At 70.9% G+C, this 19,814-nt stretch carries 16 protein-coding genes; 6 read left to right on the top strand and 10 right to left on the bottom strand.

The features are described from left to right. Positions 1-37: 37 nt before the first annotated feature. Positions 38-976 (bottom strand): hypothetical protein, encoded by a 939-nt coding sequence (locus ACT3SQ_RS15805; protein WP_444601373.1) that lies wholly within the window; start codon positions 974-976, stop codon positions 38-40. Positions 977-1,134: 158 nt separating this feature from the next. Here ACT3SQ_RS15805 and ACT3SQ_RS15800 point away from each other — a divergent pair, with 158 nt between their 5' ends. The 4 genes from ACT3SQ_RS15800 to ACT3SQ_RS15785 all read left to right on the top strand — a co-directional run bounded on the left by ACT3SQ_RS15800 (position 1,135) and on the right by ACT3SQ_RS15785 (position 5,828). After that, the gene (locus ACT3SQ_RS15800; protein WP_442332389.1) at positions 1,135-1,905 is read left to right on the top strand and encodes a LamB/YcsF family protein; all 771 of its coding nucleotides are present in this window, start codon (positions 1,135-1,137) and stop codon (positions 1,903-1,905) included. Next, on the top strand, positions 1,902-3,635 hold the full coding sequence (locus tag ACT3SQ_RS15795; RefSeq protein ID WP_442332390.1) for a carboxyltransferase domain-containing protein: 1,734 nt from the start codon (positions 1,902-1,904) through the stop codon (positions 3,633-3,635). The genes ACT3SQ_RS15800 and ACT3SQ_RS15795 overlap by 4 nt, the downstream gene beginning before the upstream one ends. Before the next feature lie 33 nt (positions 3,636-3,668). Beyond that, entirely contained in the window at positions 3,669-4,160 is a 492-nt protein-coding gene (locus tag ACT3SQ_RS15790; RefSeq protein ID WP_444601372.1) for an NUDIX domain-containing protein, read from the top strand. A 174-nt stretch (positions 4,161-4,334) separates the two neighbouring features. Continuing rightward, the gene (locus tag ACT3SQ_RS15785; protein ID WP_442332392.1) at positions 4,335-5,828 is read left to right on the top strand and encodes an MFS transporter; all 1,494 of its coding nucleotides are present in this window, start codon (positions 4,335-4,337) and stop codon (positions 5,826-5,828) included. A 153-nt stretch (positions 5,829-5,981) separates the two neighbouring features. On the opposite strand, the gene ACT3SQ_RS15780 is transcribed toward ACT3SQ_RS15785, so the two are convergent. The 6 genes from ACT3SQ_RS15780 to ACT3SQ_RS15755 form a co-directional block, all read right to left on the bottom strand. Further along, on the bottom strand, positions 5,982-6,452 hold the full coding sequence (locus ACT3SQ_RS15780; RefSeq protein WP_441444519.1) for a ribose-5-phosphate isomerase: 471 nt from the start codon (positions 6,450-6,452) through the stop codon (positions 5,982-5,984). 54 nt (positions 6,453-6,506) lie between these two features. Further along, on the bottom strand, positions 6,507-8,225 hold the full coding sequence (locus ACT3SQ_RS15775; RefSeq protein ID WP_441444520.1) for a dihydroxyacetone kinase family protein: 1,719 nt from the start codon (positions 8,223-8,225) through the stop codon (positions 6,507-6,509). 151 nt (positions 8,226-8,376) lie between these two features. Then, the gene (locus ACT3SQ_RS15770) at positions 8,377-9,162 is read right to left on the bottom strand and encodes a glucose 1-dehydrogenase (protein ID WP_441444521.1); all 786 of its coding nucleotides are present in this window, start codon (positions 9,160-9,162) and stop codon (positions 8,377-8,379) included. 84 nt (positions 9,163-9,246) lie between these two features. Continuing rightward, positions 9,247-10,602, bottom strand: coding sequence for an RbtT/DalT/CsbX family MFS transporter (locus ACT3SQ_RS15765; RefSeq protein WP_441444522.1), 1,356 nt, complete (start codon positions 10,600-10,602; stop codon positions 9,247-9,249). A gap of 110 nt (positions 10,603-10,712) precedes the next feature. Then, a complete protein-coding gene (locus ACT3SQ_RS15760; RefSeq protein ID WP_441444523.1) occupies positions 10,713-11,801 on the bottom strand; it encodes a zinc-binding dehydrogenase in 1,089 nt (362 codons plus the stop codon). A gap of 376 nt (positions 11,802-12,177) precedes the next feature. Next, the gene (locus ACT3SQ_RS15755; protein ID WP_441444524.1) at positions 12,178-13,146 is read right to left on the bottom strand and encodes a sugar-binding transcriptional regulator; all 969 of its coding nucleotides are present in this window, start codon (positions 13,144-13,146) and stop codon (positions 12,178-12,180) included. 447 nt (positions 13,147-13,593) lie between these two features. On the opposite strand from ACT3SQ_RS15755, the gene ACT3SQ_RS15750 reads away from it, so the two are divergent. Beyond that, the gene (locus ACT3SQ_RS15750) at positions 13,594-15,099 is read left to right on the top strand and encodes an FGGY-family carbohydrate kinase (protein ID WP_441444525.1); all 1,506 of its coding nucleotides are present in this window, start codon (positions 13,594-13,596) and stop codon (positions 15,097-15,099) included. Positions 15,100-15,160: 61 nt separating this feature from the next. Here the strand turns inward: ACT3SQ_RS15750 and ACT3SQ_RS15745 are convergent, their stop codons facing one another. Genes ACT3SQ_RS15745 through ACT3SQ_RS15735 form a run of 3 tightly spaced genes read right to left on the bottom strand, consistent with a single transcriptional unit; the run spans position 15,161 to position 18,471 of the window. After that, complete coding sequence (locus ACT3SQ_RS15745) at positions 15,161-16,522, bottom strand: ABC transporter substrate-binding protein (protein WP_441444526.1); 1,362 nt, start codon at positions 16,520-16,522, stop codon at positions 15,161-15,163. Between the two features lie 42 nt (positions 16,523-16,564). Further along, on the bottom strand, positions 16,565-17,482 hold the full coding sequence (locus ACT3SQ_RS15740; protein ID WP_442332911.1) for a carbohydrate ABC transporter permease: 918 nt from the start codon (positions 17,480-17,482) through the stop codon (positions 16,565-16,567). Further along, positions 17,479-18,471 (bottom strand): carbohydrate ABC transporter permease, encoded by a 993-nt coding sequence (locus ACT3SQ_RS15735; RefSeq protein WP_441444528.1) that lies wholly within the window; start codon positions 18,469-18,471, stop codon positions 17,479-17,481. The genes ACT3SQ_RS15740 and ACT3SQ_RS15735 overlap by 4 nt, the downstream gene beginning before the upstream one ends. A 299-nt stretch (positions 18,472-18,770) precedes the next feature. Here ACT3SQ_RS15735 and ACT3SQ_RS15730 point away from each other — a divergent pair, with 299 nt between their 5' ends. Continuing rightward, positions 18,771-19,670, top strand: coding sequence for an SMP-30/gluconolactonase/LRE family protein (locus tag ACT3SQ_RS15730; RefSeq protein WP_444592008.1), 900 nt, complete (start codon positions 18,771-18,773; stop codon positions 19,668-19,670). Positions 19,671-19,814: the final 144 nt, after the last annotated feature.

Below are 19,814 nucleotides of genomic sequence, written 5' to 3'. Positions count from 1 at the left end.
CCGTACCCTGCGTCCTGTCATCTTGCCCGGTGCGGTCTCAGCCCTGCGCGCTCACCAGCACCGTTGCCAGCGCATGCAGCTCCGCGGAGTCGACGCTGCGGAACTCCAGCCGGGGATCCTCGGTGCCCGGATCCAGGGCCTCCATCACGAGCACCTCGTCGCCGGTGGCGTACACGCTGGTCTGCCGCACTCCGCCGTCGGCCGTGGTGACGAGGGTGAACACGGTCAGCGCGCGAGTGGCGGCGAGGCGCTGCGCGAGCGGGCTCTCGGCCAGCTGGGATGCGCGGAGCTGCATCGGCTCCCCGCGGCCGGCCGCCACCCCGGCGGGGTCCACGAAGGCCAGCAGGCGGGCGTTGACCTGCGAGGAGCCGAGCGGCGTGAAGCGGTGGATGCCGAGCGCGGTGACCTCCTCCTCGAGCACTCCGCCCTCATGCACGTAGTAATGCAGGCGGTGCACCTCGGGGCCCTGCGGGCTCTGCACCGTGCGTTCGGCGGTGGTGAACACGGAGGCGGTGCGGCGCAGCACCAGGCAGCCGGCGAGCTCCGGATCCGCCCGCCACTGCTCGCGGCCTCCGGCCGGGTCGGCGTCCGCGCTCACCAGGCCGGCGGCGATCAGCGCCCGCAGTCCCACCCCGGCCGCGAAGCGTCGCTGATCAGGATGTTCATCGAGCCAAGGGGTCGCGGCGAACTGCGGACGTGCGTAGCCGTCCAGCGCTGCGAGCTGCTCATCGGTGAGGGCGACCAGCAGCTCCGCCTCGCCCTCCGAGGCGCGGGCCAGCACCTCGGCGGCAGCGGAGACATCCGCCGCGGTGTAAGCCACCGGCGCCTCCGGGTCGCTCGAGCCGAGGCCGGCCGGGAGATCCGGGACCGCCCCCGGGGCCGACGGGTCCGCCCAGGCGGGCGCAGCCGGCGCGGGCGACGGCTCAGCTGCGTCCGCGCGAGAGGGGTGGTGCTGGTCTGCGGAGGACTGACTCATCCCTCGACACTATCTGCCAGCCCGGTCACGTCCATCCCCTCCCAGCTGTCGTCACGGCACCCATCCAACGACAGCTCAGAGGGGATGGCCCGCCACCTCCTGCGCCGAGGGTCGACAATGGACGGGAACCGCCATCCGCGCGAAGGAGACGATCACCGATGACCGCTCAGCCACTCCTGCTCGACCTCAACGCCGATCTCGGGGAGGGCTTCGGCGACTGGTCGATGGGGGACGATAAGGCGATGCTCGACGTCGTGACCACGGCCAATATCGCCTGCGGAGGGCATGCCGGGGATCCCCGCACGATGCGCGCGGCCGTCCGGGCGTGCCGTGAGCGGGGCGTCGCACTCACCGCGCACGTCGCCTATCCGGATCTGCAGGGCTTCGGCCGACGGTTCCTCGACATCACCCCCGTCGACCTCACCGATCAGCTGATCGTGCAGGTGGGCGCACTGCAGGCGATGGCTCACGCGGAGGGGACCACGGTGCGGGGAATCAAGCCGCACGGCGCTCTGTACACCGCGATCACCTCTCACCAGGGCCAGGCGGCGGCCGTGGTGCAGGCGCTGGTCGAGCTCGGCGGCGCCCTCCCTCTGGTCGCCGCTCCGGGTGCCGTGGTGGTGGAGCTGGCCCGAGAGTCCGGGATCGAGGTGGTGCTCGAGGGATTCGCCGATCGTGCCTATCTGGCCGACGGGGCCCTCTCGCCGCGCAGCCGCCCCGGAGCGGTGCTCACCGACCCTGCGGCGGTGGCCGCGCAGGCGCTGTCGATCGCGGTCGAGCACGGGGTGCGCACGGCGGAAGGGTCCTGGGTGGAGCTGCCGGTCCGCACGCTCTGCCTGCATGGGGACACCCCCGGCGCGGTCGCCCTCGCCCATGCGGTGCGGGCCCGCCTCGAGGAGGCCGGCGTGAGCGTCGAGGCGGCGCTATGACCACGAACGCCGAGTGCCTGGACCCGCCGCTGGCCACACACCGGACCGGGGAGAGCGCGCTGCTGGCCGAGTACCCGGACACCGCCGCCGTGCTCGCCGCAGCGGCTGCGGTCGAGCTGCTCGCCCCGCCGCACCTGGTGGACCTGGTCCCGGCAGAGCGCACTCTGCTGCTGGTCGGGACGGCTGCCCGGGATGTCGCGGCCCTCACCGCCCTCCTCGACGAGCTTCCGGTGCCTGACGCACTGGAGGAGACTGCCGCAGAGGTCCAGCTCGGGATCGTCTACGACGGTGAGGACCTCGACGAGGTTGCCGCGCTGCTGGGCATGAGCAGTCAGGCGCTGGTCGCCGCGCACTCCGCGACCCGGTGGACTGCGGCCTTCGGCGGCTTCGCGCCCGGCTTCGCCTACCTGGTCCCCGACCTCGAGGGCCCCTCCGAGGGCGGTATCCGCTGGGAGGTTCCCCGCCTGGCCGAGCCGCGCACCGCCGTGCCGGCTGGGTCAGTGGGCCTCGCCTCCCGCTACTGCGGGGTCTACCCGCGGCCCTCCCCCGGCGGCTGGCAGCTGATCGGACGCAGCGACGCCTCCCTGTTCGACGAGCACCGGGACCCGCCGGCACTGCTGGTGCCCGGCACCCGGGTGCGATTCCTCCCGCAACGGGCGACGGCACGATCCTCGACCACCGCGCTCAGCCGCCCCGCCCAGGAGGGCGCCGGCCCCAGGCGACGAGGCCGCCGGCACGCAGCAACGCCCACCCCGTCGACCCGCACCGTGCTCGAGGTGGTCTCCCCCGGCCCCCAGACCCTGCTCCAGGACGCAGGACGACCCGGCCTCGCGACCATCGGTGTGAGCGCTTCAGGCAGCTTCGACCAGGGGGCACGGATCCGCGCCAACATCACGGTCGGCAATCCAGCGCGGGCCGCGGTGCTCGAGACGCTGATCGGGCCGTTGGAGCTGCGGGCCGAGGCGCCCACCGTCGTCGCCATCACCGGGGCGTCGGCGCCCTGGGAGGTGCGTCGCGCCGATGACCCAGGGCACCCGCCGATGGCATCGACCATCACCGCGGGCGAGCAGCCGATCGCACTGGATCCTGGAGACCTGCTCTCCGTGGGGCCCGCAACCGACGGGCTGCGCCTCGTGGTGGCGGTGCGCGGCGGGATCCGCGCCGACGGTGGAGAGGTGCTCGGATCGATGTCCCGCGACACCCTCTCCGGCCTCGGCCCGGCGCCGCTGACGGCTGGGGACAGGGTGCGAGTCGGTGAGGAGCACGGTCTCGATGCGGTCCCGAGCACAGTCCCGCTCGCAGAGGACCCCGGCCCTGCCTCTGCCCTGCAGGCACCCCGGAGTTCGGCAGCTGGTGGCGATGATGGCGCGGACAGCACACCGGTGCTCGAGGTCCCGGTGCATCCCGGACCTCGCGACGGGCTCCTCGGCCCGTCGGCCCTCTCCCAGCTGCTCACCACCACCTGGACCGTCCGGCCCGATTCGGACCGGGTCGGGGTCCGGCTGGAGGGGCCGGGCCTGCCCGTCCCCCCAGGCAGCGGTTCTCTGCCCAGTGAGCCGATGGTTCCCGGTGCGATCCAGGTACCGCCCTCGGGGCTGCCCGTGGTGTTCGGCCCGGATCATCCCACCACCGGCGGGTATCCGGTGATCGCAGTGGTCACGCGCGCAGGTCTGGACCGTCTGGCCCAGGCGGCGCCGGGGGCAAGGGTGCGGCTCCTCGCGGTCCGGTGAGGCCCGCGAGACACGAGATGACACGATGGGCCCATGCCTCGCCTCCTCCCGGACCCCGTATACTTCGCCTCACTGCCCAAGGTGATCAGCTCCGGGGCGGTGATCCTGCGTGATGAGCACGGGCATCTGGTGGTGGAGAAGCCGAACTACCGCGACCACTGGCTGCTGCCCGGTGGCGGGGTCGATGCCGGTGAGGACGCCCGGCAGTGCGCCCGGCGCGAGGTGCAGGAGGAGCTCGGCATCGAGGTCGAGGTGGGGCGGATGCTCACCGCCGACTGGCTGCCCTCGAGCGCGGTGCGCAGCTCCCCGATGGGGGTGCATTTCCTCTTCGATGCGGGGATCGTCCCCCGCGCCCAGCTCGAGGCGACGGTGGTGCCGCAGGCCTCCGAGCTCGACGACTGGGCCCTGATCGACGAGTCCGAGATCGATATTCTCGGCCCCTGGGGTGCGGCGCGTGCCCGCCGGGCGCTGGCGGTGCTGCGGGGCGAGCTCGAGGTCGATCTGGTGTCCCACGCACGGGGCTGAAGGGGCTCCGCAGAAACGCAACACATCTGAGACCTCCGACTTTTTCTCACAGTGACCAGGAGTGGGAGGCAGATTCCCCCTCCCCCAACGGTCGGCCTGTGATCCAGGCCTCATGACCTGGGCGACAACTGGGGCATGCTGTGGCCACCCCATCCCCCGTCGTCGGAGCTGAGAATGAGCAACTCGACCACCTCCTCACCGCTGTCGGCCCCCTCGGCCGAGCACCGTCTGACCAGGTCACAGCGCCTGGACCGTCTTCCCTTCACCCGCAGACACGGCCGCCTGCTGGGCGCCTCCGGCATCGGCTGGGCACTTGATGCGATGGACGTCGGCCTGATCTCCTTCGTGATCGCGGCGCTCAGCGTGCACTGGGAGCTGAGCAAAGCTGACGGCTCCCTCATCGCCTCCGCCGGGTTCGCCGGGATGGCGATCGGAGCGAGCGTGGGCGGGCTGCTGGCCGACAGGATCGGCCGCCGCTCCGTCTTCGCCCTGACCCTGCTGGTCTACGGCCTCGCGACCGGCGCCTCGGCGCTCGCGATGGGTGTGGGCGCCCTGATCGTGCTCCGCTTCGTCGTGGGCCTCGGCCTCGGCGCGGAGCTGCCCGTCGCCTCCACCCTGATGAGCGAGTTCGCGCCGGCCCGGATCCGCGGCCGCGTGATCGTCTGGCTCGAGGCGTTCTGGGCGCTGGGATGGATCCTCGCCGCCGTGATCGGCACCTTCGTCGCCGCCTCGGGCCCGACCGGATGGCGCTGGGCACTCGCGATCGGGCTGGTGCCCGCCGCCTACTCGCTGGTGGTGCGGCTGGGCATGCCGGAATCGGTGCGATTCCTGGAGCAGAAGGGCCGCCACCAGGAAGCCGAGCAGGTGGTGCGCAGCTTCGAGAGCGCCGCCGGGATCGACGCCCCGACGGATGAGGCCGACGGAGTGGACGGGCAGGGCGGCGCCGCTCGCGCCGACGATGCCGTTCGTGCCGACAGTGCCGTTCGTGCCAACGGCGCCGACGTATCGGATGCCCCCGTCGCGGCGCGGGTCGCTGCTGACGAGGTGGGTGCCATCCCGGCGGCGGACACGGTCGATGCGTCGGCCGGGATCTGGTCGAAACCGCTGCGCGCCCGCACCGCCGGGCTGTGGGCCGTATGGTTCTGCATCAATCTGGCCTACTACGGGGCCTTCATCTGGATCCCGACACTGCTGGTGGACCGCGGTTTCACCCTTACCCAGTCGTTCACCTTCACCCTCATCATCACCCTCGCCCAGATCCCCGGCTACGCCGCCGCGGCCTGGCTGATCGAGGTGCTCGGCCGACGCTGGACCCTGACAGTCTTCCTCTCGGGCTCGGCCCTCGCCGCGATCGGCTACGGCCTCGCGGACACCGAGTGGACGATCATCGCCGCAGGCTGTGCGCTGAGCTTCTTCAACCTCGGCGCGTGGGGCGCCCTGTACGCGATCGGGCCGGAGCTGTACCCGACCCGCGTGCGCGGCACCGGCACCGGCGCGGCCGCCGCCTTCGGGCGCATCGCCTCGATGCTGGCCCCGTTCCTGGTGCCCGTGCTGCTGGTGGCAGGCGGGCAGGTGCTCGTCTTCGTCGCCTTCTCGATCGCGTTCGCCCTGGCCGCGGCCGCCGCCTTCACCCTCCCAGAGCAGCGCGGGAAGGCCCTCGCGGACTGACCGGGCGCGCCGCCGGCCGAGCAGCCCGCCACCGCACCGCACCGCACCGCACCGCACCGCACCGCACCGCACCGCACCGGCGACAGTCAGCTGGCGAACCAGAATCGGTGGTGCGCAGGTTCGCCAGCTGACTGTCGGGGGGAGAAGCGGCGCTCAGGCCTGCTCGAGCGAGCCGTCGTAGGCGCAGATCGCGTCGACCTTCGCGGCGGAGGACGAGGTGGGGTCGAATTCGAGATCCAGCCACACCTTGATCAGCTCCTTCGCGAGCTCGAGACCGATCACGCGCTCACCCATGCACAGCACCTGCGCGTTGTTCGAGAGCACGGAGCGCTGCACGGAGTAGAGGTCGTGCGCGGTGACCGCGCGAATGCCGGAGACCTTGTTGGCCGCGATCGCGACCCCGAGGCCGGTGCCGCAGATCAGCAGCGCCCGGTCGGCCTCGCCCGCGGCGACCTTCTCCGCGGCGGCGACTGCGACGTTCGGGTAGAAGGTGCCGTCCTCACGGCCGGTGACGCCGACGTCGATGACCTGGTCGACGCGGGGGTCGTTCTCCAGCAGCTCCTTCAGCGCGCTCTTGTGGCCGTAGCCTGCGTTGTCCGATCCGGTGATGATCTTCCAGCCCATGTCAGTGCTCCTTCGTGAGTTCTCTTCGTGTGGTGCGGGTTCCCGAGCAGGGTCTCAGGCGGAGAGCTGCTCGCCCAGCAGCGTGACGATCCGCGAGAAGGAGACCGCGCCGGGGTCGGGGGTGCCCACGGACTTGTCGCCGTGGTTCCGGGCGCGGCCCTTGCTGGCGGAGATGTCGGCGGTGGCCGCGGCGGCCTCGGTGGCGCGCGCGGCAGCGGCGGCGATCACCCGGGCCCGGGTCTCCTCGGTGCCCGCGGACTGTGCGAGCGCGATCGCCTCCCGGAAGGGCACTGCGGCGTCGATCATGGTCTTGTCACCCGGAACCGCGCCGCCGAGGCGCTCGACGGCCTCGACCGCCTGCACCAGCCCGGTCAGGAGCTGCTCGACGCTCACTGCCGCGTCGTCACTGAAGGCGCTGCCGAGGCTGGTCAGGGCCGCGCCCCAGAGAGCACCGGAGGTGCCCCCGGCCTCGGCGGACCAGGCTGCTCCGGCCTGGACCAGCACGGTGCGGGCGCCGCAGCCGCCCTCGACGGTGCGCAGCGCGGCAGCGTGCGCGGCGACGGATCCGAGCACCATGCCCTGGCCGTGGTCACCGTCTCCCGCGATCGCATCGAGCCGACCGAGCTCCGGCTCGAGCTCGGCCAGGAGCGTCTCGATGTCGCCGAGGATGCCGGCGATCCGCTGCGCGGAGACTCGCGACTCCTCGGTCGCGGCGGGGATCGGGTCCTCGCCCGGGGTGTAGATCTCCCCGCGTTCGCCGCCGAGGTCACCGCTCACCGTGCCGCCGCGCCGGAAGGCCGGGGACTCGACGGGGGCGAGCCAGAGCTGTTCGAGCTCCTCGTCCAGGCGCACCACCGTCAGCGACAGGCCCGCCATGTCCAGGCTGGTCACGTGCTCGCCGACCTCGGGGCGCACGATCGTCAGCCCGGCCTCCGCCAGGAGCTGCGAGGCGTGCTTCCACACCACGAACATCTCCTCGTACTTCACGGTGCCGAGGCCGTTGAGGACGACCGCGACCCGATCTGAGGCGAGCTCCGGGGTCTCGGCGAGAACGCCGTCGACGAGGGTCTTCGCGAGTTCCTTCGCCGAGGGCAGCGGCTGCTCGTCGATGCCGGGCTCGCCGTGGATGCCCAGGCCGATGGCCATCTTCCCCTCGGGGACGTGGAACAGGGCATCCTCCGCACCGGGCAGGGTGCAGCCGTCGAACGCGACCCCGAGGGTGCGCGTGGCGTCATTCGCCTTCCAGGCGATGCGTTCAGCGTCGGCGAGGTCGGCACCGGCCTGGATCGCGGCGCCGGCGATCTTGAACACGGGCAGGTCACCGGCGATCCCACGGCGGTCGCGGTGATTGCCCTTCTCCCCCGAGGCCACGTCATCGCTGACGGCGACGATCCGCACGTCGATCCCCTCCGCACGGAGCTTCTCCGCGGCGACCCCGAAGTGGAGCACATCGCCGGCGTAGTGGCCGAAGCCGAGGATCACGCCGCCGCCGTTCTCGGCGTTGCGAGCGACCGAGTAGACCTGGTCGGCGGACGGCGAGGAGAAGATGTTCCCGCACGGCGCGCCGTGCGCGAAGCCGGGACCCACCCAGCCGGCGAAGGCCGGATAGTGGCCAGAGCCGCCTCCGACCACCAGGGCCGGCTGGCCGGCCGGGGTGGCCTGCTTGCGCACCACTCCGCCGTGCACGCGCAGCAGCTCCTCGGGATGGGCGGCCACCAGGCCTTCCACGGCGTCGGCGGGGAAGGTCTTGGGATCGTCGAACAGGTAGGTCACGGCGTTCTCTTCTCTGGCGGTCAGCTGCTCAGGCGGTCAGCGGCGGGCGGGTGGTCGGGCGGCGAGGGGATGCTCGCCGAACGGGGCGAAGGGACGCTCAGCGGGCGAGGACGATGGGACGCTCGGCGAGCGAAGGGCGGGCTGTGGGCGGTCAGGCCGCCGTGTAGCCGCCATCGATCGACAGGATGGATCCGGTCACGAAGCTGCTGGCATCCGCGGCGAGGTACACCGCGGCACCGGCGAGCTCCTCGGGCTCGCCGGGGCGGCCCATCGGGGTCATCAGGTTCCACTGATCGATCTGGGCACCGCCTTCTTCATAGAAGCCACGGGTGAGCTCGGTGCGCATATAGCCGGGGGCGATGGCGTTCACGCGCACACCGCGACCGGCCCACTCAAGGGCGGCGCTGCGGGTGAGGTTGTGGACGGCGGCCTTGGAGGCGTTGTACGAGGCCTGGGTCTGGGGGATGTTGGCGATGATGCCGCTCATGGAGCCGGTGTTGATGATGCTGCCGCGTCCTCGTTCGAGCATACGGCGGCCCACGGCGGAGAGCACGTGGTAGACGCCGTCGAGGTTCAGGCTCATCACCGCGCGCCACTTCTGCGCGTCGCCGTCCTCGAGGGGGTGGTGGATCGTGCGGCCGGCGTTGTTCAGCAGGATCTCGATCCCGCCGAACTCCGCGTCGACCTCGGCGACGACCTGCTCGACCGCTTCCTGATCGGTGACGTCCAGGTGGCGGTAGGCGGTGGTGACGCCGGTGTCTGCGGCGAGTTGCTCAGCAGCCCGCTGCCCGTTCTCGTCGTCGATGTCGGCGAGGACGACGGGGGCGCCGTGCTCAGCCAGCGCCCGGGCCATCGCCAGGCCGAGGCCCTTGGCGCCGCCGGTGACCAGTGCGGTGCGGCCGGTGAGGTCGAAGAGGGGCGAGATGCTGCGAGTCATGTCAGATTCCTTCGGTAGCTCGATGCACAGGAGAGGTAGGAGAGAGCACAGGGACTGGGATGGCCGGTCCCCGGGCGCTCATGCTCAGGCCTCGGCGGCGGCGATGTCCTTCTTGCCGATACGGGGCTGATCGACCTTCAGCGCGAAGGTCATCAGGAAGGCGAGGACGTAGAGGGCCACGAAGGACCAGACCACGCCGACGTTCCCGCCCCAGGGCCGCACCACGGCGACCACGGCGGAGCCGAGGAAGGTCGCGCCGCCGGCCGCGGTGGTGTACATCGCCATCGCGGCACCCTTGTGGTCCGGTGCCAGTGCGGGCATGATCGCGCCGAGCGGCACGAAGCCGGCCAGCAGGATGCCGAAGACGGTGCCCGCGATGACGGAGACCACGAAGCCCCAGTCGGAGCCGGCCGGGACCCAGTGCGGCACGTACCACCACAGCAGCAGGCCGATCGCGGAGCCGACGATCCCGAACCAGCGCACCGTGGTGGTCCAGCCGATCTTGTCGCCGAGGGCGCCGAAGGCCGCGTTGAACAGGATGTTGCCGGCGAAGACGATCGAGGTCATCAGCAGCCAGCGGGACTGTCCCCAGCCCAGGGTCTCGGCGATCACGGTGGGCAGGATGATGAACATGCCGAACTGCGGGGCGGTGTTGATCAGGCGGGTCAGGAAGCCCATCATCACGCGCTTGTTCTTCAGCGAGAGCACCACGCCCGAGAGGATGACCTGGCGGCTGCTCTCGCCGGCGGGGGCGAGGCGGCGGTCGCCGTGCTCCTCACGCACCCCGAGGTAGGCGATCAGGAAGCCGGCGATCACGATCGCGGTCGAGGCGACCATGGCCCAGCGCTCACCGAGCAGCCCACCGCCGAAGGCGGGGATCATGCCGATCGCGACCAGGGAGCCGATGGTGGGCATGCCACCGGTGAACATGACGTAGAACCAGCCGACGGCGGCGCCGGCGCGCTCCTTCGGGGAGACCGCGTTGACCCACACCAGGAAGGCGAAGGCGAACAGCGGGAAGCCGAAGCCGCGGACCATGTAGGTCAGGAAGATCAGCGGCACCGACTCGGTCGCGAGGGCGCCGACGAAGGCCGCCTGGAACACCACCCACACGATGACGCCCAGCAGCATCACCTTGCGCGGGCCCCAGAGGTCCGAGAGGGCGCCGGCGAGATAGGAGCCGATCAGGGTGGCCAGCGCGTAGAAGGTGATGACCGTGGCGGCGAGGTTGATCATGTCGTCGCCACCGCCGAACACGTTGGCCATGTGCGGGGAGACGAAGTTGGTCTCCACGCCGTTGCCGGTCATGAAGACGAGCACGCCGAGGAAGCCCCAGCGCAGGACGTGCGGGATGCCGAGGCGGTCCAGGAAGGTCTCCTGGGCGGAGCCGGGGGCGGGGACGGCGGGGCTGCTGGCCGTCGAGGTGGATGCGGAACTCATGCGGGCACTCCTGTGTGCTGAGGGGAGGGCGGCACGTGACGGCCGACGGCGCGGTCGGCGTCGGCCGTCACGTGGGGCGCGATCTCGGGCGGATCAGAGTCCGGGCGGGATCAGAGGCCGGGGAGGATCGAGACCTTCACGGAGGCGCCGGCGGAGTCGGCGACCGAGTCGAGAGCCTGCTGGAAGTCCGCGAGCGCGAACTGGTGGGTGCAGATCTCGTCGAGCGGGAGGTCGCCCTTCTCGATGATCTTGATGGCGGCGGGCCAGGTGTGGGGGCCCAGGTGCGCGCCGCGCACGTCGAGCTCCTTGTCGTCGGAGATGATCGACCAGTCCACGGAGACCGGCTCCTTGAACACGGAGTACTCGACGAAGGTGCCGAGCTTGCGCAGCAGGTTCAGGCCCTGCGGGACGGCGCTGGGGTGGCCGGTGCACTCGATGTAGACGTCCGCGCCGTAGCCTCCGGTGAGCGCGCGGATCTCCGCGTCGAGGTCCACCTTCGAGGGGTTCAGGGTGAGGTCGGCGCCGCACTTCCTGGCGAGCTCGAGCTTGTCGTCGTCGAAGTCGAGGGCGATCACGAGCTTGGGGTTCTTGTGGGCGGCGCCGATGATCGCGCCAAGGCCGATCGGGCCGGCGCCCGCGATGACCACGACGTCGTCGAACTGCAGCTCGGCGCGCTCCACGGCGTGCATCGAGCAGGACAGCGGCTCGGCGTAGGCGGCGTGCTGGGGGGCGATCTCCTTGGAGATCGTGTGCACGCGGGCCAGCGGGGGCACGATCATGAACTCGGCCATACCGCCGTTGAAGCTCTTGAAGCCGAACATGTCGTGCGGGTCGCACATCCAGTACCAGCCGCGCTGGCAGTACATGCACTCGCCGCAGGGGACGATCTGCTCGACCACGATGCGCTGCCCGAGGGCCGCGCCGTGCTTGGCCAGGGCCTCCTCGGAGCCGGAGACGACCTCGCCGGTGATCTCGTGGCCGGGGATGATGCCGGGCTGGACCCAGCGCTCGCGGTTCTCGTCGCCCCAGAACTTGGCGGCGCCGGCGTAGGCCTTGAGGTCGCTCGCGCAGACGCCGACGGCCTCCACCCGGATCAGCAGCTCGTCGGCCGCGGGGGTGGGCACTGCGCGTTCTTCGAGTCGGTAGTCCTCGGGCGCATGCATGACGACGGCCTGCATGGTCTTCGGGATCTCGGTCATCTCGGCACATCTCCTTCGATACGTTCCGGGTCGGCCCCGGCTGAGCGGGCCGGCGCGAGGCCGACCTCGGGGCCGAGGGTGCGTCATCGATGACACCGCGGGGCGCCCGTCCGAGTTCCACTCTAAGCACCCCGGGAACAATCGTCAAGAACAAATGTTCCAGAGCGGGAGACACCGATGTTCTCGACCTGGTCATCTCGCATCACCGCTGGTCAGCAAGCGCCCTCGGGCTAGTGCGTGAACCGTGTCTCATCTCAAGGGGCATGCGCGGGATGCCGCACCCGTCGTCCAGCAGCGGCCTGCGGCCGACACGTCACCGCGCGCGCCGACAGGCAGCCCAACAGCCCGGCCCGTCACCGCATGGGCGACGGGCGGGTCAGCGGCCCGGCGCTCCGCCGCGCGGGTCGACCCCGGCGTCGACGAGCACGGCCTCGGCCGTCGGCACGTCGGTGATCAGCGAGCTGAACATCCCCGTCTTCGCCCCGGCACGGATGGAGGGCGCCTTCTCGCAGCCGGCGGCCAGGGCGATCGTGGTGGGGATCGCGCGCAGCGTCTCGAGCGGGAGCCGGACCAGGAACTCGGCACCGGGGAAGGTGAGGGTTGCGCCGTCCTCGTCGAAGAAGTGGAGGCACACATCCCCGGCCGCTGTCGCGAGCGCGGGCTCATGGCGCGGGACCACGGAGGTGAGGCTGGCGCGGCCGTCATAGGGGGCGCCGATGCCGACCACGGCCACGCGGGCCTCGTCCCAGAGGTCCACCACCGAGCGGAATCCGGGATCCTCCTGCAGCGACGCCCAGAGGGTGGGGCTGGTCAGCGCGGGAGCGAAGATGAAGCGGGGCTCCGCCCCGGTGCGGTCGGCGAAGCGCCGGACCGTCTCGTTGGTCTGGAAGGAGGGGTCCGGCTCCTGCTGACCGCCGACGGTGGGGACGATGCGCGCCCCCGGCATGCGCGGCATCCCGCCCATGCCGGCCACGGCGTGGATCGTCTTTCCGGAGGAGAGCAGCACGATCTCTCCTTCCTGGATCTCGAGGCTGCGCAGCTCCTCCCCCAGCAGGTCGCCGATGCCGCGGAACTCGCGCTGCACCTGGTCCCCCGGGGCGATCCGGACCGAGTCGATGCCCAGCAGGTCGCGCAGCCGTTCGGCGAGCTCGGTGAGGTCGACCGTGGGCACGTCCAGCACCTCGAAGCGCACCATGCCGATCCGGCGCGCCTCGGCGAGCAGCTTGCTGATGGACGGGCGGGAGACCCCGATCCGCTCGGCGACCTCGGCCTGGCGCTGACCGTCGAGATAGTAGGCGGTGGCGGCGCGATGCAGCAGCTGCATGTCCATCGACGTCTCGAGCATGGCGTCACTCCTGTCCCATGAGGCCGAGCCATACTCCATGGCTCGGGCGTGACAGAGGGTGCGGGCCTGCGACCGCGAGGGGTCGGCAGCGCAGTGCCGTCATCGCCACGTGGGAACAATAGTTCCGCACATTTGTCGTGGGTGCAAGCCTCGAGTTCGCTGCGGATGCTCGCCTCGAGTGTGCTGCGGGTGCACGCCGCGAGCGCAGCCCGAGTGCTGCTCGAGCTCAGGCTCGGACCCCCTCCGGCGAGGGGAGGCCTCGATGGCAGGATAGAGCGCGGGGCGAGCATCGGCGCGGCCGACGACAGAATTCGGACCGGACTCCGTTCCGAACGGGAGGCGAGACGACGAATGGCTGCTGGTGCAGGAACTGCGGCGGGTGCTGGGGCTGCGGCAGGCACGGGCGCTGGGGCTGGCGCGGGCGCGAGTGTCGGACACGCGAACGCAGTGCTCGGGATCGACGTCGGCACCTCGAGCACGAAAGGGGTGCTGGTCGCTCTCGACGGGACCATCCTGCGCACCGAGGTGCGCGGGCACGAGGTGCGCCGCCCTGCTCCCGGCCAGGTGGAGATGGACGCGGAGACCTGGTGGGACGAGTTCGTCTCGATCGCCCGATCCCTCACCTCCGCCGCCCGGACGGCAGGCCTCGAGGTGTCCGCGATCGGGCTCTCGGGGATGGGGCCCTGCGTGGTGCTCACCGATGAGCAGGGGATCCCGGTGCGGCCGGCGATCCTCTACGGCGTCGACTCCCGCGCCGAGCAGCAGATCAGGTCCCTCACCCATGTGCTCGGCCAGGAGGAGATCCTCGCCCACTGCGGCGTGGTCCTCACCGCACAGTCCGCGGGGCCGAAGATCACCTGGGTCGCCGAGCACGAGCCCGAGCTCTACGCCCGCGCTCGGCGCCTGTTCATGCCCGCCTCGTATCTCGCGTTCCGACTGACCGGGCAGTACGTGATGGATCATGTCAGCGCGAGCCAGACAGCCCCGCTGTACTGCCTGCGCCAGCAGGAATGGCATTCCTCCCGGTCCGGGCACGGCAGCACCGACATCGACTGGTCGCAGCACGTCGCCCCCGGCATCGAGCTGCCGGAGCTGCGCTGGGCGGGCGAGGCCGCCGGTTCCCTGGACCCGCAGGTCGCCGCGCTGGTCCCCGGCCTGCCGGCAGGCATCCCGGTGCTCAGCGGGACGATCGATGCGTGGGCGGAGGCGGTGAGCGTCGGCGCCACCGAGCCCGGGGACCTGATGCTGATGTACGGGACCACCACGCTCCTGCTGGCCACGACCCCCGAGCCGTTGGCCAGCCGCACGCTCTGGTCCACCCCGGGGGTGACCCCCGGCTCGTCGAGCCTGGCGGGCGGCATGGCCGCCTCCGGGGCCATCACCGGCTGGCTGCGGGAGCTCACCGGCGGAGCGGATTTCCCGGGGCTCCTCGCGGAGGCCGAGCGCAGCGGCCCGGGCGCGGGAGGCCTGGTGATGCTCCCGTACTTCGCCGGCGAGCGCTCCCCCATCGCCGACCCCGACGCGCGCGGCGTGGTCGCGGGGCTGACCCTCTCCCACACCCGCGGGGACCTGTACCGCGCGACGCTCGAGGCGGTGGCCTACGGGGTCCGCCATCACCTGGAGACGCTCGAGGCGGCGGGCCTGACCCCGGGCCGGGTGATGGCGGTGGGCGGCGGCACCCAGCACGACCTGTGGCCCCAGATCGTCTCCGACGTCACGGGGCTGACCCAGCAGATCCCCCGCAGCACCGTCGGCGCCTCCTACGGCGGCGCGATGCTGGCCGCCCGCCTCGCCCACGGCGTGGAGACCAGCACCTGGAACCGCACCGACCATCGGTGCGTCCCGAATCCGGCGCACCGTGCCCGGTACGACGAGCTGAACCGGCTCTACCGCGAGCTCTACCCGGCCACCCGGGAGATCACCCACGCCCTGGCCCGGATGCAGCGGGGCTGAGGCAGGCAGGGCCCCCAGCGGGCCGGGCACCGTGGATCCGGCCCCCGTCCCCGCCGGTGGCTCATCCCTCGAGCTTGGGCTGGATCTCCTTGGTGTAGATCCCCTCGAGGGTCTCCTTGAGCCCGTCCATCGCCTCCTGGACATCGCCCTCGGTGGTGACGACGGAGGCGATGGCCTCGGCCATCTCCTGGTCCGCGCCAGGCAGGAACACGCGGGCGAAGTCCTGGGGCTTGGTGACGTCCAGCTGGTCGACCGCGAGCTGGATCTGCGGGGTCTCAGCGGTGAGCTCGGTGAGGTCCGCGCTCTTGCGGATCGGCATATAGCCGGTGGCGGCGGAGAACGCGACGGTGCTCTCCGGTCGGCCCATGAACTCCATCAGCATGGCCCCGGCGAGCTGCTCCTCCTTGGTCACCGCGGCCGGGATTCCGAGCCCGGCGCCGCCGGTGGGGCAGACCGGCCCGTCCACGGACCCGCCGGGCAGGAAGCCCACGCCGACGTCGAAGGTCGCGGACTCGAGCACCCCCACCAGCGAGCCGGTGGAGGCGATGGTCGAGGAGCACACCCCGGCGGCGAAGGTGTCGGCCGAGTCGCTCGAGGCGACCTGTGCCCAGCCCTTGGAGAACACCGAGTCCTGCACCCACTGCAGGGCTTCGACGGCTGCCGGCTCTGCGCAGGTGATCGTCCACTCGTCGGACCATGCGGCATCCTGGCCCCACAGCACGTTCTGCAGGGTCCAGCCTGCGTAGCCGGCGAGGTCGGGGTACATATACGCAGTCTCGGACTCGGTGAGCTTCGGCGCCCACTCCTCGAACTCGCTCCAGGTCTCCGGGGCGCGGTCGGGCAGCCCGGCGGCGGAGAAGTGGTCCTTGTTGTAGTAGAACAGCGGCGTGGAGCGGCCATAGGGCAGGGCCCACTGCTGGTCGTCGTACTGGTAATCCTGGACCAGCGAGTCCCGGTAGTCGGACAGGTCGATCTCGAGCTGCTCGACGAGGGAGTCGATCGGGATGACGTTGCCGTTGAGGAAGTACCGGAACCACCAGACGTCCGAGAGCACCACCACGGCGGGAAGCCCGGAGTTCGCGGCCTGCGCGGTCTGGAAGCGCTGGGCGATCTCCTCGTAGTTCGAGCCCGCCGTCACGTGGTTGACCTCGATGCCGGTCTCCTCGGTGAAGGCGGCGAGCAGCTGCGCCTCGACCTCCTGGGAGCCACCGGGGTGGTTGGTCCAGAAGTCGATCTTCTTGGCGGGCTCGACACCGGAGAAGTCGAGGTCGAGCTCCTCGCCGCCGCCGGCACCGCCGCCGCCACCGCCGACCTCAGGGCCGCCGCCGCAGGCGGCGAGGCCCAATGCCCCGGCACCGGCGACACCGAGGCCGAGCAGGGAGCGTCGGCTGAACCCGCGCGGAAGGTGAAGTGAACTGGTCATGGGACATGGTCCTTTCAGGGGTGGTGGACGGACGCGGGCGCGTCAGCCGGTCACGCTGCCTTGGGTGAGGCCGGAGACGATGTGCCGTTGCAGCATCGCGAAGACGATCAGGACCGGGGCGATCACCAGGACCGTGCCGGCCATGAGGATGCCCCAGCCGGAGCCGGTGTTGCCCTCGGAGTTCTGCAGGGCGGTGAGCCCCACGGGCAGGGTCATCCGGCTGGCATCGGAGGTGATGATCAGGGGCCAGATGTAGTCGTTCCACTCGGTGACGATCGTGACCAGGGCGACTGTGGCCACCGTCGGCACCGCGATCGGCACCACCACGGACCACAGGGTGCGCAGATGCCCGGCGCCGTCGATCTCGGCGGCCTCGATCATCGTCGGCGGGATGGTGAGGAAGTACTGGCGCAGCAGGAACGTCCCGAAGGCGGTGCCCAGGCCCGGCAGGATGATCCCCCAGTAGGTGTTCACCCCGCCCAGACCAGCGATCAGCACGTAGTTGGGAAGGATCGAGACCTGCGGCGGCACCATCAGAGCGACCAGGATCAGTACGAAGATGACGCGCTTGAACGGGAAGCGCACGAAGACCAGCGCATAGGCGGTGAAGATTGCCAGCAGCACCTTGATGCTCGAACCGATCGTGGTGACGATGACCGAGTTCAGGAAGAACTGCGGGATCGGCACCGAGTTCCAGGCGGCCTCATAGTTCGCCAGCGAGGGGCTCTCGGGCAGCACCACCAGATCGGTGGAGAGGATCTCGTGCGGCGCCTTGAAGGAGCTGATCATCATCCACAGCAGCGGCAGCACCATCACCAGGGTCGCCAGGATCAGCGGCACGTAGCCACCGGTGATCGTGGAGACCAGGTTGGCCCGGGTGAAGGGGCCGTTCTTCCGGGGCTTCGGTGCGGGCCGGTCCATGGTCGCCTGCTCGGGGCGGGGAAGGGTGGGCGTGCTCATGCGTAGTGCACCTTCCGCTCGACGAACATGATCTGGGCGACGGTCATCACGATCAGGATGACGAACAGGAGCACTGAGATCGTGGCCGAATAGCCGGCCCGGGAGTAGCCGCCGAACGCCTGCAGGTAGGACTCGAAGATCATCGTGTTGGTGCCACGCCCGGTGGGCGTCATGATCCGCAGCAGGTCGAAGGCCTGCAGGCTGTTCAGGGTGGTGGTGATCAGCAGGAAGAACGTGGTGGGCGACAGCAGCGGGATCGAGATGCTGAAGAAGCGGCGAGCCGCACCCGCGCCGTCGAGCTGGGCGGCGTGCATGACGTCCTGCGGCAGAGACTGCAGCCCGCCGAGGTAGACGATCGCGCAGTACCCGAGGTTCTTCCAGACGTACACGATCATCACCATGACCAGCGACATGTCCGGGTCCAGGAACCACTGCGGGCTCCCCATGCCCAGCTGGCGCAGGATCCATCCCAGCGCCCCGAAGTTCGGGTCGAAGATGAACAGCCACACCAGGCCCACACCGACGCCGGAGAGCACGTAGGGAGCGAAGACCGCCGAGCGGGCGAGGGTGCGGCCGGGGATGTTGATGTTCAGCGCGAGCGCGATCAGCAGTCCCAGCACCATCGCGCCGCCCACGGTGACCAGGGTGAAGATCACGGTGATCCGCAGGCTCGTCAGGCCCTCCTCGGAGGTGAAGAATTCGACGTAGTTGCCCAGCCCGATGAACGTCGCGGTGCGCGAGCCCAGCGTCCAGTCCAGCATCGAGTACTGGATGTTCAGGATCAGGGGACGGTAGGTGAACATCGCGATCAGCACCAGGTTCGGGGCGGCGAAGGCGAGGAACACGAGGGCGTCGCGCCGCGCTCGTCGGCTCATCCGGCGGCGTCGCAGCGGGGGCCTGCCCGTCGATGCCTGGGCGCGGCCGGCGGCCTCCGGAACCAGGGCCCGCGGGGTATCTGCACCCGGGACCCGATTCGGGGAATCGGTCATGAGGAGCTCATTCGGTCAGGGAGGAAGCGTCCCACCGGCCTCGGTGCCGGCGGTGGACCCCATTATGGGCACTGCAGGGAGTTCCGGGTCACGTTTGCGCAAGTCCGGGTTTGCACGAGTCCGGGTTTGCGCGAGTCCGGGTTTGCGCGAGTCCGGGCGCCGTGCCTCGACTCGCCCCGGTGGAGGGTCGGGCCGACGCCGGCATCATCGCCCGCCACGCGCGGACCCCGCGTACGGTGGGCCGGACCGACGAGCTGCTCGTCGGCGCTCTGCATCACCCCGCGGAACTGGAGGGTCCCATGCACGCCGAACGCATCACCGATTCGATCTGCCATCACGCCGAGGGACCGTACTGGTCCGACACCTGGGGCGGCCTGCGCTGGGTGGACATGCTCGCCGGGGACATCATGCACCTGGGCCCGGAGGGATCGGTCCGGGCCGGCGGCGCGCCCCTGCTGGCGGACGGCCCCGGTGGCGAGGTGACCCGCTTCCCGGCCCCGAGCTCGGTGGTCGCCTGTGTGCGTCCGGCCTCGAGCGGCGGCGCCGTGCTCGCGCTCGAGAAGGGCTTCGGGCTCGAGGACGCCGATGGCTCGATCGAGCCGCTGCCAGACCTGTGGGACGAGCCGGTACGGATGAACGAGGGGGCCATCGCCCCGGACGGCTCGTTCCTGTGCGGCACGATGGGCTACGGAGCTCCGCAGGGTGCGGCCGCGATGTGGCGGCTGCGACCCGACGGCACCACCACCCGTGAGTTCGGTGATCTGACGATCTCCAACGGTCTCGCGTTCACGGCCGACGGCACCCACGCCTATTACGTCGACACCCCGACGGGCCGGGTGGATCTCTTCGACTGGTCCGACGAGGACGGGCTGGTGGAGCGTCGGCCCTTCGCCGATCTGAGCGGCGAGGACGGCCATCCCGACGGGCTCTGCCTCGACGCCGAGGGCCGGGTGTGGGTGGCGATGCACTCGGGCAGCCAGGTGCTCGGGCTCGACGAGCGCGGCGCGGTGGCCGGGAAGATCTCGGTGGATGCCCGTCAGGTCACCGCCTGCACCTTCGGTGGTGCGGATCGGTCGACCCTGTTCATCACCACCAGTCGCGAGAACCTGTCCGCTGACGAGGATCCGGCGGCCGGATCGCTGTTCACAGTGCGACCCGGGGTGCGCGGGCCGGAGACAGAGCTGCTCTTCGGCGGCTGACCCGGCCCGGGCGCGCTGCCGCACCCGGCGCCCAGCGCCCAGCGCCCATAATCGGATGATTCCGAGCCAGAAATGTGGAAGATCTGGCTCGGAATCGTCCGATCCATCGCGGCCGCATGGCCTCAAACGGGAGCGGGCCTCTGG

This window comes from Brachybacterium sp. AOP42-C2-15 (assembly GCF_052377065.1).
In the GTDB taxonomy this organism is placed as follows: Bacteria; Actinomycetota; Actinomycetes; order Actinomycetales; family Dermabacteraceae; genus Brachybacterium.
The sequence above is the reverse complement of the archived record's forward strand: the minus strand, read 5'-3'. Positions and strand labels throughout refer to the sequence as shown.